Origin of the sequence: Mucilaginibacter sp. (assembly GCF_039921305.1) — a bacterium.
Classification (GTDB): domain Bacteria; phylum Bacteroidota; class Bacteroidia; order Sphingobacteriales; family Sphingobacteriaceae; genus Mucilaginibacter.
Genome location: NZ_JBDSCA010000076.1, coordinates 59,457 through 76,494, shown reverse-complemented (window position 1 = coordinate 76,494; position 17,038 = coordinate 59,457). Strand labels below are relative to the sequence as shown.

The window sequence follows — 17,038 nt, the reverse complement described above, 5'->3', positions numbered from 1 at the left end:
TATGATCTTTGAGTGTTAATTTGTACGATGGCCACCGTTTGTTAATAATTGATCATATCATTCAGAAAATCCATATCAGGCATACCTATAGGTGCTCCCGGGGGCATGGTAAGCGCAGGATCGGGTACAAACTTCGACGGACTCTCGTGGAATTCACTGATCTCTGCAAGGGCGAATAACACATTGGCTTTTTGCTCATCATGAATACTTGGCAGTTTGGCGGTAAGCCATTCCTTAAGCTCATCAATTTCTAAAAGCGCCTGCCCTCTTACGCTTTCCGATGTCCGCGTATCAGCAGCCAGCTCCAGCAAATACTTCAACGTAAGATTATTAACCAGTATCTGTAGCTCACCTTTGTAGCCGGGTAAAACCGGCGCCTTCCACGTTTGCTCCAATAGCTTATTTGTAATAGCGATAAAGCCTGGCTGTTTAACATCGCGGGAGTGGTATTCGATCAATCGGGCGGCGCGTTCGGCGTTTAATAACGACGACAACGTTTCGGCGGCCGCTGATTCGGCCGCGGCTATCGGGTCGAACGTAGGCCCGGTATAGCCGGTAAATGTTTCAACGCTTGAAGGGTATCCGGTAGGGCGTGGCGGTATTTTGGATATCAGGCCATCGGGCAAGGCCAGAGCATCCGGCGAAATTGTGGCCATTAGTGCGTCAAAAGCCTTCCATTGCACAGCAGGGTCAACCATTTTTGTAGGTTCCTGTCCGTCGTTTTTTATAGCATGGGTAAAATACAGACCGCCTATGGATTTGGCTACTGCTTCTATCTGGTACCGGTGTAACAAGTAGGTCGGCACCAGTACCTCTTCCAGGGTCGCTAAAGGGGCATCTTTTGCAATGGCTTTTTCAGAGAACCTATCCAAGGCGGCCCTGCGTATCTTCATCAACTTATCCAGCTCGGCTATCGGGTCGGCGCCGTCGTCCCATTGGTGAGATGCCGGGTGGGTATAACCACCAATATCGGGGATATATTTAAAGCCTAATTTGATGGTCTCATTCATGATCTTATCCAGCGTAGTATTTTCGTTGGTACCTTTCGGGAAATCACTGTAACCCCATATTACGGCACGCTTGTCCCAACTACCAATGCCCTTGGCATAAGCATCGGATACATCAATAGAGCCATCAGCTTTGATAGAAAGGCGAGGGAAAGGATAATCCATTACCGAAGCGCGATCTTTCTCGCTGGCGGCAAAATTATGGGTAAACCCCAGGGTATGGCCAATCTCGTGGGCGGCTAACTGCCGCAAGCGGGCATAAGCTACCTGTTCAAGCCTCTTATCAAACGGTTTGCCATCCTCGTACGGTTGTAGTAAACCTTCCATGATCAGTATATCCTGCCGATGCCTGTCAGACCCCAGTGTAACCACACCTTTGATGATCTCGCCGGTACGCGGATCGATGTATGAAGCACCCGATGAAAAAGCACGATTGCCGCCAGAGCGGTTTATCCAGTTCACTACGTTGTAGCGTATATCCATTGGGTCGGCACCTTCCGGTAATTCCTTAACAATAAATGCGTTTTTATAGCCGGCGGCTTCAAACGCCTGGTTCCACCAGGAACCACCCTCGATCAAAGCCTTCTTGATCAGTTCTGGCGCGCCCCTGTCTACATAATAAACAATAGGTTCTACAGGTTCGCTCATGGCTGCGTTAGGGTCCTTTTTTGCCAAGCGGTGGCGGCGGCTGAATTTTTTTTCGAGCGGTTCGTTTAATGGTGCCGAAAAATCGATATAACTAAAAATATTGAACGATGAACGGGGGTCGAATTTCCGGGGCTTGTAGTTACCGTCAGGCAGTTCAATAAACGACTGATGCATTTTTACGGTAACGGCTGTTGGGTCTGGCGCTATCCCATCGCCGCTACCACCACCAAAACGCCCGCCACCTGCCGATGCACCCGTTAAGGTTATTAATGCTTCAAATTCGGAATTCTTAGGGAAGTTTTTTGTATTGGGTATATAAACTGCCGAGCGTGTTTCGTCAATACGATAACCTCCTGCTGCGCCGCCTCCTGCCTGCACGGCAGCCCCGCGGCCCCCTGTACGCCCGCCACCACCAGGAGTGGCTGAAGCCCCAAGCCTCGGGCCAATGTTCTGGCTATCGCGCACAATAAACGGTGTCAGGTCTATCAGTACTTTATCGCCTTCAATGGCAAGGGGCGTAAACCCCCATATCACCGATCTGGCAAAGGCGTTTTCTACCGCCTTTATTTCATCAACATTGGTAGTATTGGCCCGGTAGCCATAGTTTGGCTCAACCAGTAAAATTTTGGGGCCTACTTTAATAAATTTAGCGATCGCGTCCGACGCTTGCCCGCGTTCGGCACTTCTGCCGGCGCCATCGGTTAGCGACTTAAAATACAAAAATTCGGTATCAAACTTATTGATCTCCAGCAAGATCCTTCCGGTTTTATCATCATAATAAAAATTAAAATAGCCTTCAAACATTTTCATCCCCTGCGTTACCGCAGCTATACTGGTAGCCGGTATGCCCGCTGCCGCCCGGCCTGCCCCGCCCCGCCCCCCGGCCGGTGCGGTGGTTTCCTGTGCTAAAGAATGATCGGCCAAAGCAACCATCGCTGCCAACACTAAGATATATTTCTTTTTCATGGTTTTATTTATTGTGGATTTTGTACAATTAGTAAATTGATAGCGGTTTCGGCGCCGGATATTGGCCATATGTACCGGTTATCTGTTGGCAGTATCGCCGGAGCGTTTCCTGCCGAGCCGGATTTTGCTGGAAGCGTAAGGCCTAATCTTTGCAGATCAGGCACTCTGAATCCTTCGCCTAAAAACTCAATCTTTTTCTCCTGTAAGATAGTAGCAATTAAAGCTGATTGGGTTGATATACTGGCCACCGGAAATACATAAGTAGCATCAGACCGGTTACGTACCGCAGCCAATAATGCCACTGCTTTAGTTAAACTTGCAGCATCACCCACTCTGGCTAAGGCCTCTGCATAGTTCAACATTACTTCGGCATACCTTATCACAGGAATATAATCAGAATAAGTGCCGGAAACTTTAAATTTGCTTAACCATTTTTGACCGGTATTGGTAAATACAAAACCTTTACGGGCATCAGTAGAAGCTGTTCCGTAAACCGCATCGGATATAGTACCCGAAGCATTAAGGTAGAACTCACCGTTACCCGGAGAAATATTGAAGTAATAAGCCAGTTGGTTTTGAGTGCCGGGTGTTTCTGTAGCGGTAAAAGGTAACGAAAAAATCGACTCCGAACCTGCATAGCTTCCCAAAAACACGGTGGCTATACTGGCCTCGAGTTTGTTATTCACACCCGTTGAAGCCTGATAAGGAGCCGTTGCCGATACGATCTTAGCTGCCTCGGTAATTACGCCGGCATAGTCGCCTTTTACCAGCTTAACCCTTGTTTTTAAAGCAATGACAGTATTTTTTGAGGCCCTCGTCGTATTTAAAGCCGCAGAAGTGTAAGTTAATGGCAAACCTGTTTCGGCTGCATTTAGATCGCTTAATATTTGTGTGTAAACATCGGCAACTGAACTTCTGGCCAATTGATTGTCGGCAGTTGAGTTCTCTGTTATTAAACGAAGCGGTAACCCTAAGCTTGTTCCATTATTTAATGTATAGGGCTGGGCATAGGTTTGGATCATGGCAAAATAACATACAGCTCTAATAAATTTGGCCTCGCCAATGTAGTTGGCAAACAAAGCCGGGGTTATTTTACTTTGGTTAGCGGTCAACCCATCAATAAAAGTATTAACAAGGTTTATGGTAGCATAGCCGGCACTCCAAAGGGAGTTTACTTCGCTGGTGCTGGGGTTTACGGCCTGAAGCCAGGTTTGCTGACCGGTAATTACGTTTGGCTTGTTCATAATAAACTCGTCGGCACGCAACTCGTTATAAATAATTAACCGGCCGCCATAAAAGCTTCCGCTTTTTAAAGAGGCATATAACCCGTTTATTTGGGCAACAATTCTGGTTGGGGTATCAAATGCATTTGCATCGGATATATTGGTGGTGTTTACCGGGTCAAGGAGGTTCTTTTTACACGCCGTGCTGCATAGCATCAGCAAACTGAATAAAGACGCCTTGAAGATCATCGTTTTGTATCTTTCTGAAATTTTCATAGCCTTTATAATTAAAATCCAACGTTAAGCCCAAATGTGAATGATTTCCCGGCAGGAACAGAGTTCTTATCGCGGCCGGATGCTGTGTTTGAGTCGCCGTTCGCCGAAATTTCCGGATCGGAACCTGTGTACTTGGTATAAAGTATAATATTGTTTACCGAACCATAAAGCCGGATAGAAGCTATACCTGTTTTGGAGTACCATTTGGCCGGTACATTATAACCTAAGGACGCTGTTCCTAATTTGAGATATCCTCCGTCTTCAACATTGAACGAGTTTGGAAGTACCGAACCGCTGGCTTGCTGATCATTGTAATGCAAGGCAGGAATATCTGTTACTTGTCCGGGAGTGGTCCAGCGGCGCAAAATATCAACCTGGTTATTAAAGAAACGGTTATCCAATAAAGTAGCTTTAGTTCCATTGTATATTTTGTTACCGCCCGAGTAAACAATGTTAACATACAGGTCCAATGCTTTATACCTGAACGTATTATTGAAACCACCATAATAGGTAGGCAATGACGGGCCGTAGATCACACCATCTGCCAAGGCATCTAAAGCAGGTGCTGCTGTGCCATTAAGATAAGACCAAGAGCCATTTACCGGGTTATACTGAACAGTTTCGCCATTTTTATTCTCGTACATCCTTAGCCCATTGGCCGGATTAACGCCTGTTGTTTTAACTACATAAACCGACGCAATAGAATAACCTACCCGGGTAATATTTGTTGTTTCGGTACTGCTGGTCCAAAGATCGGCATTGTTATTGGCTAATGAAGTTACGCGGTTTTTTACCGTACTAAAGTTGAAACCGGTCGTCCATTTAAAGGCGCCTTTATCAATAATGTGTGCTTTGATGTCCAACTCAATGCCTCTATTGTACATTGACCCGATGTTGGTAGTAATTGAATTGTTCGGAATGCCTTTTGATGGCGACTGCGGAGCAGCTAAGATCAAACCATCTATATCATTATTATAATAATCGGCATCAATAGTTACTTTGTTATCCCATAGGCCAAGGTTTATGCCTATATCTGTTTTCTTACTGGATTCCCATTGCAGATTTGGATTGCCGGATTGGGAGAGTGCCAGAGAGGCCAAGCCTCCGTAAACGCTCGGACTGTATAAGGTTAACGAAGGATATTCACCAATGTTAATATTGCCTACCTTACCATAACTTGCCCTGGCCTTTAAGGATGATACAGTTTTTATAAGGGATGAATTTTTGAAGAAATCTTCATCTGAAATATTCCATCCAATTGAACCGCCTCCAAAATAACCGTATTTATGGCCGTAGGCTAAACCGGAGAAACCGTCCTTACGCAAAGTAGCTGTAAGTAAGTATTTCTTATTGTAATCGTAAAACAGGTTACCAAAAAAGGAACGGAAACCACTCTCGGTGAAAGTACCTGTAGCACTGCTTATGGTTGTAAAGCCCCCGGCAAACGATTCAAAATAAGGATCTGTTAATCCTGTTTTTGTAACGCCAAATCTGTTACTCTCGGTGTGTTGTTCTTCGTACCCAACCAACGCACTAATGTTATGTTGTTTTGCTATATGGGTGCTGTAACTTAAAGTATTTGAAATTTCAGTACGATAATATGTGGCAAGTGCCGATGTAGCGGATCCGTTGGTGGCATATCCTCCTGCCTGGTACGGGTTATTAAAAGATAGGTTTTCTGCATCAAGGCTATTGATACTATAATTACTTTTTGCTTTGAAACCTTTAAATATTTCCCACTCTGCATATAACGACCCAATAAAGGATTTACTTTCGGACGTGAATTTATCATGTTCTAATTGCGGCAATGGGTTATAGTAACCTGTTAAATTGGTATTTGGCCCGAAACCTATACCGCTGCCATTAGTATTATATGATCCGTCAGGGTTGAAAGGTGATACGTTTGGCGGCAGCACCATCGACTCCCGAACCAAATTGTTTAAACCGAAGGTATTATTAACGCCACTGGTTAAATTGTTATTTAAAGTATTACCGTAAGTAAAGTTGGTGCCTATATGTATATTTTTTATTAAAGCATGATCTAAATTTACCCTTGCGGATTTGCGCTCAAAAGTGTTTTTTACTAAAAAACCGGTTTGGTTGGAATACCCTAGCGAAACAAAATAGGATGTTGCATCTGATGCTCCGGATATACTGAGATTATGATTTTGTGAATGACCGGTTTGGTACACATAGTCGTACCAATTAGTTTCCTGAATACTCCCATCTGGGTTTTTGCCTAAAAAATAAGTTGGTGCGATCCCGGAGTTAACTTCCGATTCATTTTTAATGGTAACATAATCGGCTGCACCTAAAACTTCGGGTAGTTTAGGTTTTTTATTAATACCTACCCAGCCATCATAATTAACCTTAGGTTTCCCTTTTTTACCTCTTTTAGTGGTGATCACAACAACACCTGCCGATGCCCGTGAACCGTATATGGCCGTGGCAGATGCATCTTTTTGAACCTCCATGGATTCAATATCATTTGGGTTCAGCGTTGACAGCGGGTTGTTTTCTGCTGAGTTACCCACATCCCCTGTAAATGAGGCAACACCGTCAATAATAATTAACGGATATGAACTTAATGTAATAGAACTTGCTCCCCTGATCCTAAAAACAGGGACCCCGTTCAATGAACCGCCGTTTGATGTGATCTTCACACCTGCTGCCTGGCCGGCTAAAGCCTGGTCGAAACTGGTAACGGGGCGATTTTCAATATCCTTGCCACTCACGCGCGTTGATGACCCGGTAAATTCAGCCCGGTTTTGTACTGTATACTTGGAAATTACAACCTCCCCTAATTGGTTCATACTTTCACTTAGTACTACATTAATTACCTTTTTACCAGCTATCTTAACTTCTTTAGGGGTGTATCCTATAAAAGTAAACACCAGCACTGCATCTTCCACAGGTACATTAAGCGTATAATTACCGCTTGGATCCGTTTGCGTGCCGCCGGTTTTGGCCCCCTTGATCATTACTGTAACTCCGGGTAATGGCTGGTTATTTTCGTCCTTTACCTGCCCTTTAATTTGGACAGGAACGATCGCGGTCACTTCGGGCTTTTTTTCGTATTCGTGTTTTAATTGTAATACAATGGTTTTGTTTACAATGGCATAAGTAAGCGGCTGATTGCTGAAGCAGGCATTCAGCACCTCTTCCAGCGGCGCTTTGTTGGCAACGATATCTACTTTCCGGGCCATGGTTATCCACTCCTGATTATACAGAAAAAGATAACCGGTTTGGTCCTTAATTTTATTGAATACTTTGACCAGTGATACATTATGTTCGTTCAGGGTCACATTTTGCGCATAACCTACCGCGCTTGCCTGAAGGAAAGTTGTAAACATCAGTAAAGCAATTAATTTCATACGCAACAGTATCCGTTTATTTACACTAAAAATTGAAAAGCCTTTAAAAGCGCCGGTCTTTTCAAAATTCTCATCGGCCAGAGATAAGGCCGGAAACCTGGGGTTAATTATATTCCATATTTTTCGGAATAGTAATGCGTCAACGATCATTTTGTAACAATGTACAAGCGCGTTTTTGCAAATAGCAGTTAAATGCATAATTTTGCAGGATTAAGGTTAAACATTAAATTTCGGGAAGAAAGATCTTTTTTGATTGGCCTCAATTTAATAGCCGGGACGCTACGAACGTTCCGGTTTTTTTTATTGAGGCCATGGGTGGGTAGTTATGGGTCCATAGCTTATTTGCGTTTAATGGTTAAAAATTAATTAGTTGATTATTGTAACCTTATTTTCTTTTATGGAGCTTTTTACCCCGCTTATTTCCAGCATTTTTAAAACCTCTGTTAAATTAGAAGAACGGGCAATATACCCCGTCAGTTGATTTGCCGGTATCTTACCCTGATAAGCAATTTCAACACCGTACCATCGTCCTATTTGCCTCATGATAGTTTTAGTATCCGATCTATCAAAGCTAAACAGCCCATTTTTCCAGGCGATGCTTTTCTGCGCATCCACGGCAGAAACTTTGATCTGATCTGTGATCTCAGCTTGTTCACCGGGTATGATCATTTGATCTACCGCGCCTTTTTTTACTTTGATGGAACCCTCCAGTAAGGTGGCATTGATGTTTGTTTCATCCTGATAAGCCATGATATTAAAATGGGTCCCTAAAACCTCTATTGAGGCATGATCTGCCAGTATGACCTTAAATGGTTTGTGCTTATTTTTTGCCACCTCAAAGTAGGCCTCACCCGTCAGCTCTACCACCCTATCAGCCCCATTGAAGGCTGTTGGGTATTTTAGGCTACTCAGGGCATTTAACCAAACTTTGGTACCATCAGCTAAAGTTACTTCATACTGGCTGCCTACCGGTGTAGCTATGCTGTTATATTGCATATCCGATGTGGCCATACCGGTGACGGTACTATGGTAGCTTAATGATCCGTTGCCGGTTTTATTTACTTGCGTGTTCCTCTGTTTGGCCACCAGTCCTTTTCGGGTTTTATCCAAGATCACTGTTGAACCGTCGGCTAGCGTAAGTATCGCTTTATTAGTATTTTTTGTTCCCGATAAAATAGCCTGACCAACGCCCGTATTACTTTTATTAAACGGCAACAGGTAATAAAACAAGGCAGCGCCTGTAAGCAAAACCAGAGCAGCCGCCAGCTTTCGGGTATGGCTTAATCCTATTTTAATTATGAAGGGCCTATGCCTGACCGGGGGTTCTTTCTGCGCTTTCTGTATCCCTTCAAATAAACGCTCTCCTAATTCAAATTCATTATTATCCCCGTTCTCCCAGTTAATGGCCCCGGGCAATTCCTGGTTATACCATTTATCCAATTTCACCCGCTCTTCGCAGCTAAGATCACCACTTAACCATTTGTCGGATAATTCTTGTAACTCTTTTTCAGTCAAGTGCTGCATTTAAAAATGATTTGCATTTATTACATAGCGTATAAAACCAGTAAGGTACCCTTAGTGAGCGGAAAAATATTTTTTTTACCAGCCTGCCAGATAGACCAGAACGCATGAGAAAAGCGTGAGGCAAAGGAAGTTGTTAAGACTTAAGCGTAGGGTTTTAAGCGCTTTACTAATATGGGCTTCAACTGTTTTTGAAGATATAGCAAGGTTTTCAGCGATCTGTTTATCAGAAAGTCCTTTATCCCGGCTTAGTTTAAATACCAACCGGCACTTATCCGGCAGTGTGTCTACCAATGATTCTATTTGCAGCTTTAATTCATCGAAATCAAGCCATTGTTGAGTAGCATTGTCGGCAACTGCAGGGATCTCCAGATCATCAATATATAACGGTTGTTTGTTCTTTTTCGCCAATTGCGTCATTACTTCATATCTTACAACTGATGCGATATAAGTGTGGAAAGTATATTTGAGCGTAATGGTATGCCTGCGTTTCCAAAGGTTAATAAAGGCATCCTGAACAACCTCTTCTGCAAGTGTATAAGATCGTAACTGACCATAGGCTTTTGCCAGCATTTTTTTCCAATACCTGTTATAAAGCATTTTAAACGCAATGGTATTGTCCTTGGCTATTAAAAGGATCAATTCTTCGTCTGTAGGGGTTTTCGACAATTCCATTTGCTATTTTGATAAGTATCTTGCGTTTACATTATCTTTATTTAAAATTAACACTATAAATTTAGCAAATAAGCAGATTATTAACCCAAAAAGATGCGAACAACTAAAATAATTATGATTGTATTATTTTTTTGATCAAAAAACAAATAAAAATTACGTTCCTGATATAAAAATTAATAAAAAAATAGAGAATTTTCATAGAAATACCGATTCCGGTAAATTTCGCATGCAAAAATTCAGTTATTTCGATAAAAAAATTACTTTTAAATGATCTCATTCACCGTTCACCTGCATTTAACGGACGGTTACTGAAAGCGCTCAGTCCCTCACCGCTGATATCAATATCAAACACAGGAAAAGCCCGCAAATCTAACGATAGCGGGCTTTTTGTTTTTAGGTCAAAACACTATTTATTCACTAATTCCCTACAAAAGGTGAGTAATTTCAGGAAGTACCCCTACTCATCGAATGACTCATAAGACTATGACACTCAATATATTCATAAAATCAACATCTTAATTTAATAGTAGTTGATTATCCTTTATCCCCGTTTTTAAAAATGGCTTCACTATTTAACAAATAAGCGCCATTGGTGACCACAATATCGCCTGGGCTTAATCCTGAAAGAACAGATACATAAGTTGAGTTCCCCGAACCCAATGTGACCATTTTTGCAGAAAAGCTGCCGTTCTTATTTTTAACCCAAACCATATTTCCTTTACCAGATGTCAAAATAGCGGATGCTGGAACAGCCAATGAACGATTTCCTTTGCTCGAAACAGCGATATAAGCCAGCATCCCAGGCCGGATCAATCCCTGCGGGTTGGGGATACTTACCCTTATCAGATCAACTTTAGAGGCTTCTGATAGTTCGGGATTGACAAATGCTACCTTACCCCGAATAACTTGTCCGTTCAGATCAGGAAAAGAAACACTTACCTGGTCGTTTTCTTTGTAGTTCCCGGCATCGCTGGCGTACAATTGTGCTTCTATCCACAAATTATTTAATGCCTGCGTTTTTAATATGGTCATACCCTCGGTCACATAATCTCCCTCATGAACCGAAATATCGCTAACCGTGCCGCCGACTTTACTTAACACGGTTGTGGTGGCCGATACTTTCCCTGAAGTAGCCAGGTTTTTGATCTGAGCGGCTGATAAACCCCATAATTGCAGCTTGTTTTCGGCGGCACTGATCAGTTGCTGGTAGTCCACATCCGGGTTATGTAATATCTTTTGTTGCTGTTTAGCCAACAGGTATTCCTTTTCAGCTTCCTGCAAATCTTCGCTGTATATGGAATAAACGGGTTGCCCTATGGTTATTTTTTCACCGACAGTCCTTACAAATAATTGCTGTACCCGTCCCGCTATTCTCGCACTTAATTCGGCGGCTGTATTTTCATTCGTAGTTACCTTACCCGTCAGCGTTTTTTCGTTGCCAATATTTTCATCCCTAACGGTATCTATTTGGATACCGGCTAACTGAAGCTGAGTTGCCGTCAGGGTTATTTTATCAGAATTGGCACCGACTGTACCCGTAAGTTCCACTTTGATCAGTTTCATGCCACAAATAGGACAATTGCCTGGATGTTCCTCATGTACCTGCGGGTGCATAGAGCAGGTATAATAAGCTTTGTTTTGCTGTATGGCTACCTGCTGCGGTTTTTGCTTGCAGGCAGCAACACCTAAAACTAAGAGCAGCGCTACTATTTTCAATTTATTCATGACTTTGCGTTTTAATAAAACTTTCGCTGTCTGTTAAATATTGGGCGTTTGATGCCAGGCTATCCGTAACAGCTAAACCCTTAATAATTTGTATTTGAGTGCCATTTATTGTACCAGTACTGACCTGGTGCGCCTGGTAGGCTGCGCCCTTTTTCAGCCACACAATTTGCGTCAGGCCCAGATCAACCAATGCAGACCGGGGTATCCATAAGCCCTTTGTTTGCCCGGTTTGTATTTCGGCTTTGACGAGGCTGTTTACTTTCAGCTCGTGATCCATATTGTCCAGATAAACCCGGATACCCGTTGTCTTATCCCCACTCTGTAAAACAGGCTCTATAAAATTAACCTTTCCGTAAAGTGTTTTCCCCGGCATATCCGGCAGCGAAATTTTTACCGGCTGGTTTAATTTTAAAGTAGCCATATCAGAACGGTCGATCTTGATGATGGCCCATATCCTATGCGGATCAACTACATTGAACAAGGTTTGCCCTTTTTCAACATACATACCCTCTTTGATCGCTAACGGCAGGTTATTTGAAAAGTCCGAAGCCGCCTTTTGATCCGAAATGCCGCTCATCTGGCTATGCGCCACATCATGAACATGGCCATCATAAGGGCTAAAAACGGGCAGGCTATAAAAAGGCTTCCCGTTTTTAACAACCTGGTTAACCTGATCATTGGTCATTCCCTGTAATAATAGTTTCTGTCGCGCCGCATTGAGTAATCCTGGTTCCCCTGGTGAGTTTTTACTGATAAAAATTAAGTCCTGTTGTGCGGTAACCAGTTCCGGGCTATAAATATCAAAAATGCGCTGCCCATGGTGTATCTCCTGGAAAACATATTTGATGTATAACTTTTCAATACGCCCCGAAAAACGGGATGCGATATTATTAAAAGTTCGTGTATCAAAATCCAGGTAACCATCTGCCGAAATGCTGGTTTGTATTTCCTTTTGTTCGGGTACAATAGCTTTAACCGTGGAAACGACCGAAGAATTAACCGGCTGCAATACGGTATTCAAACTGATACCCGCGCCCTCACTGGCCTGGCCTGATCTTTTTACCAGGGTCATGCCGCAAATGGGGCAGCTACCCGGATGGTCTTCCAATATCTGCGGGTGCATCGGGCAGGTATATTTCACTTCGCTTTTTGCCTGAACTACTACTGGAGCAGGTTTCGGGTTGGAGCAGGCGCTGAGTACCGCTATAAAGCCCACCAGGATAATTTTAATTGCTTTCATTTTCCCTTTCATAAGCTACCTGTAAGGTTAATAGTTCCTGTAAGCGATCTAATGCCTCCATGCGTATTAGCTGTAAACTTTTGATGCCGTCCAAAACGGATGGTAAGTCCCCGGTGTTTTGGTCGTAGGCCAGCAACGCTGTTTTGTAGCCATTTTGCAAAGCAGGTATGATGTTTTGCTCATAGTTTTTCAACTGCCGTTTCTTACTGCTCATATCCGTTCTCATTCCCGCCAGTTGCCCCTGTGCCTGGTTGAGTATGTCCAGCTTCTTTTGCTGTAATTCTTCTAGTTCATAGCGGATACCTTTCAAATTGGCCTTATATTCCTTAGAGGCCCAGGGAACGATAGGGATGGTTACCGAACCCATCAGTAAATATTGGTTGGCCATACCGCCGTAGCTTTGCATGTGTCCCGCCTGTATCCCAAAATCCGGTTTGCGTTTGGCGTATTCCATTTGTGCATTGAGTTGCTGCAAATCGATGTTCCGGTTGATCCCTTTTATATCGCTCCGTGCATTGGCGAGGGTAGCAGTGTCTGTTATAATCGTTTCATATTCCTTTAATACGTAAATGGTATCCACCAAAAAGACGGCCTGTTTCTCCCGGTTCATTAAGGTATTCAGCATGATGTTTTTTTGGCTGATCTCGTTATTGAGTTGCTCCCGGGTATTATCCAGTTCAAATAACTCTGCTTTGGCTTTATAAATATTGGGCAGCTTTTCCTTGCCATAAGTCAGCCGGATATTGGCATCCTTGAGCATATATTCAAGCAGATCTTGCGTATGCTGTAACAGCGCCAGTTTTTTTTCCAGTACCACACGTTCATAATAGTATTGCTTGGCCTGGGCGATCAATTGATTCTTAAGGTAGTTTTTATCCGTTGCCGTTACCTTAGATAAACCTTTCATATAATCTTCCTTTGCTTTTAGCTTGGCCGGATTGGTAAACATTTGCTCTGCCTGTATCATAAACGCGCCGCCGTTCGGACTAAGCTGATAAGGAACCTGGTACTGGCCCGCGCTTACCTTTGGCGCATCCAGGCTTTTTGCCCCGGTCGCGTAAGCTTCCTGGGCACTGGCCTTTGCATCATAAGCCATTAAAGCAGGGTTAGTACGAACACGGGCTAAAACGCTGTCTAAAGGCAGGCGCTGTGCTTTGGCAAAACTGGCCACGCATAGCATCGCTGTTAATATAATTTGATATTTTTTCATTATTCCTTTACCTCCAATACTTCCAGCTTGCCATATTTCTTAAGTTCGTATTCTTTCACCATCAAAAAGATGAGCGGTGTAACCAGTAAAATGTGCGTGGAAGAAGTTAATACCCCGCCGATCATCGGCAGTACGATGGGCAGCATCACATCGCTGCCAGTTCCGGTTGCCCAAAGCACCGGCACTAAACCAAACAAGGCAACACAAACCGTCATTAGTTTTGGCCGCAGGCGTTTCACGGCACCGTTCATTACATAAATTCGCAGATCCTCTTTGGTAATGGTTTCCTTAGAATTGCCTTTTAAGGTAACCAACTGTTGCATCGCATCATTAAGGTAGATCACCATCACAATGCCCGTTTCTACGGCGATACCAAACAAGGCTATAAAGCCGACTGCAACAGCTACCGATAAATGTACCCCAAAGAAATACACCATATATGCGCCGCCGATCAAGGCGAACGGTATAGAGATTAGGCTGAAAAATGCCTCGCGGATAGAATGAAAAGCGAAATACAGGCAGGCGAAAATAATAAGAAGTACAACAGGTAATATCATCTTTAAGGTGTGTTCTGCCCTTATCAAATTCTCATACTGTCCGCTCCATTCGATATAATAGCCCTTTGGCAGCGTTTTGACCATCGCATTTAACCTGTCCTGCGCCTCCTTAACGGTACTGCCCAGATCACGGTCGCGCACATTAAATAATACCGTTCCCCGCAATAGCGCATTTTCCGATTGTATCATGGCCGGGCCATCATTGATCTTTATATTGGCAACGGATGATAAGGGTATCGGGCCGTTATTGGCTGTTTGTACTAAGGCGCCTTTGATCGCATCCAGGTTATTGCGGTAATCCTGCGCAAAACGTACATTGACACTAAAGCGCTGCCTGCCCTCTATCGTTTTGGTCAGGTTCATACCGCCCAAAGCGCTTTCTACCACTTCGTTCACATCATCTACGCTTAAACCATAACGGCCTATGGCCTCTTTATTCACCTGGATATCCAGGTATTTACCGCCGGTAATCGGGTCAACATATAGATCTTTAACGCCGTCTACACCTTGCAAGGACATTTTCATCTGGGTGGCTAAGGCGCTGATGGTATCTAAATTCTGCCCGTATACCTTCAATCCCACATCGGTACGGATACCGGTAGATAACATATTGATCCGGTTAATGATAGGCTGTGTCCAGCCGTTCACTACACCTGGTATTTGCAGCTTGGCGTTTAGCTCATTGATAATATCTTCTTTTTTGATCCCTTTGCGCCATTCGTCTTTTGGTTTCAACAGGATAATGGTCTCCGTCATACTGATCGGCGAATTATCCGTAGCGGTATTGGCCCGCCCTGCTTTCCCTAAAACGCTTTTTACTTCGGGTATGCTTTTAATGATCTTGTCCTGTACCTGCAACAACTGTTTAGCTTCCGCATTGGAAACGTCCGGTTGGGTGACTGGCATAAACAAGATCGTTCCCTCGTCCAAAGGCGGCATAAACTCACTGCCTAAGCTTAATAATAGCGGTATGCTGATTAACAGCGCAATAATATTGATAGTTAGGGTAGTTTTACGCCAGGTGACACACCAATTAAGAATGGGGTGGTATATCTTTTCTAATCCCCGGTTCAGCGGGTTATGGTCGTCAGTCCTTAGTTTCCCTTTCAAAAAGAAAGAGATCAGTACCGGTGCCAGCGTTACCGCTAATATGGCATCAATGGCCAGTATAAATGTTTTTGTCCAGGCTAATGGCCCGAATAATTTGCCTTCCTGTCCCTCTAATAAGAATACCGGCAGGAAGGACGCTACAATGATAAGCGTTGAAAAGAACACGCCACGGCCAACCTGCTTGCAGGATGCTTCTATGATCTTAATTCGTTCTGCTGTGGTCATGACTTTTCTTTTTGTTGTGCGATAGATAAGTTTCTATGCGAGTTTTCTACCATGACGATGCCGTTATCTACAATTACCCCGATGGCTAAAGCGATACCGGTTAATGACATGATATTGGAACTGATGCCGAAAGCATTTAATAAAATAAAGGCGGCCGCGATAGTAATGGGTATCTGAATAATAATGCTCAAGGCACTACGCCAGCTAAACAGGAACAGGATAACGATAATGGAAACGGTTATCATTTCTTCGATCAGCGTATGCTTGACCGAATTAACCGCGTTTTCAATGAGTTCGCTACGGTCATAAGCAATATTAAAGCTAACACCGGCAGGCAAGCCTTTTTGAATATCGGCCATTTTATCCTTGACGGCATGGATCACCTTATCCGCATTTTCGCCATAGCGCATCACTACGATACCGCCTACAGCTTCGCCATCGCCATTCCGGTCAAAGATACCCAGACGTTCATCACCGCCCATTTGTACGGTAGCCACATCTTTAATTTTAACCGGGATGGAGTTGATCACCCCGATAGGGATATTTTCTACATCACCCAAACTTTTAATATAACCCAGGCCCCGTACAATGTACCCGGTGCCATTCATTTCAAACTTGCGACCACCAACATCATTGTTATTGCTTTTAACTGCCTTTAAAACTTGTGATAGCGGTATGTTATAATAACTAAGCTTATGCGGATCGATAGTGACCTGGTATTGTTTTTCAAAGCCGCCGAAAGAGGCTACTTCGCTTACTCCGGGAACGGTTTGCAAACCTAATTTTACATACCAATCCTGCAAAGCCCGCTGTTCGCCCAAACTCATGCCTTTGGCAGTTAAAGTGTACCATAAAATATGACCTACACCTGTGCCATCCGGCCCCAATGTTGGCGTGATACCCTCGGGTAGTAAACGCTGCGCATAGTTAAGCCGTTCCAGTACCCGGCTTCGTGCCCAATACACATCCGCTTTATCGTCAAAAACGATATAAACAAAGCTCATCCCGAACATGGAAGTAGCGCGGATGGCTTTTACTTTGGGGATGCCTTGCAGGTTACTTACCAATGGATAAGTTACCTGGTCTTCCATGATCTGCGGGCTGCGCCCTTGCCATTCGGTAAATACGATCACCTGGTTATCCGACAGATCGGGGATGGCATCGATCGGGTTTTCCCTGACCGAGTAGGCGCCCCAGGCAAAAAGGGCGATGGCGGTTAGCAGCACGATATACCTGTTTTTTAAGGACAGGGAAATAAGTTGATTAATCATCTTAATTGTA

Annotated in this window: 10 protein-coding genes; all 10 read right to left on the bottom strand. The window is 43.7% G+C overall.

The genetic code is table 11. The features are described from left to right. Positions 1-41 precede the first annotated feature (41 nt). Positions 42-2,621 carry a zinc-dependent metalloprotease gene (locus tag ABIN91_RS21810; protein WP_348053737.1) on the bottom strand — a complete coding sequence of 860 codons (2,580 nt, stop codon included), beginning with the start codon at positions 2,619-2,621 and terminating at the stop codon, positions 42-44. An 8-nt stretch (positions 2,622-2,629) separates the two neighbouring features. Next, positions 2,630-4,120: a RagB/SusD family nutrient uptake outer membrane protein gene (locus ABIN91_RS21805; protein WP_348053736.1), complete on the bottom strand. Its 1,491-nt coding sequence runs from the start codon at positions 4,118-4,120 to the stop codon at positions 2,630-2,632. Between the two features lie 11 nt (positions 4,121-4,131). Beyond that, a complete protein-coding gene (locus tag ABIN91_RS21800) occupies positions 4,132-7,644 on the bottom strand; it encodes a TonB-dependent receptor (protein WP_348053735.1) in 3,513 nt (1,170 codons plus the stop codon). Positions 7,645-7,860: 216 nt separating this feature from the next. Continuing rightward, complete coding sequence (locus ABIN91_RS21795; RefSeq protein WP_348053734.1) at positions 7,861-9,018, bottom strand: FecR family protein; 1,158 nt, start codon at positions 9,016-9,018, stop codon at positions 7,861-7,863. A 75-nt stretch (positions 9,019-9,093) separates the two neighbouring features. Then, positions 9,094-9,690 carry an RNA polymerase sigma-70 factor gene (locus tag ABIN91_RS21790; protein WP_348053733.1) on the bottom strand — a complete coding sequence of 199 codons (597 nt, stop codon included), beginning with the start codon at positions 9,688-9,690 and terminating at the stop codon, positions 9,094-9,096. Between the two features lie 534 nt (positions 9,691-10,224). Continuing rightward, positions 10,225-11,415 (bottom strand): efflux RND transporter periplasmic adaptor subunit, encoded by a 1,191-nt coding sequence (locus ABIN91_RS21785; RefSeq protein WP_348053732.1) that lies wholly within the window; start codon positions 11,413-11,415, stop codon positions 10,225-10,227. After that, on the bottom strand, positions 11,408-12,655 hold the full coding sequence (locus tag ABIN91_RS21780; RefSeq protein WP_348053731.1) for an HlyD family efflux transporter periplasmic adaptor subunit: 1,248 nt from the start codon (positions 12,653-12,655) through the stop codon (positions 11,408-11,410). The genes ABIN91_RS21785 and ABIN91_RS21780 overlap by 8 nt, the downstream gene beginning before the upstream one ends. Continuing rightward, positions 12,642-13,865, bottom strand: coding sequence for a TolC family protein (locus ABIN91_RS21775; protein ID WP_348053730.1), 1,224 nt, complete (start codon positions 13,863-13,865; stop codon positions 12,642-12,644). Before ABIN91_RS21775 ends, ABIN91_RS21780 begins: the two co-directional genes overlap by 14 nt. Beyond that, positions 13,865-15,757, bottom strand: a complete 1,893-nt coding sequence (locus tag ABIN91_RS21770) for an efflux RND transporter permease subunit (protein ID WP_348053729.1) — start codon at positions 15,755-15,757, stop codon at positions 13,865-13,867. Before ABIN91_RS21770 ends, ABIN91_RS21775 begins: the two co-directional genes overlap by 1 nt. Then, complete coding sequence (locus tag ABIN91_RS21765; RefSeq protein WP_348053728.1) at positions 15,754-17,028, bottom strand: efflux RND transporter permease subunit; 1,275 nt, start codon at positions 17,026-17,028, stop codon at positions 15,754-15,756. The genes ABIN91_RS21770 and ABIN91_RS21765 overlap by 4 nt, the downstream gene beginning before the upstream one ends. Positions 17,029-17,038 lie beyond the last annotated feature (10 nt).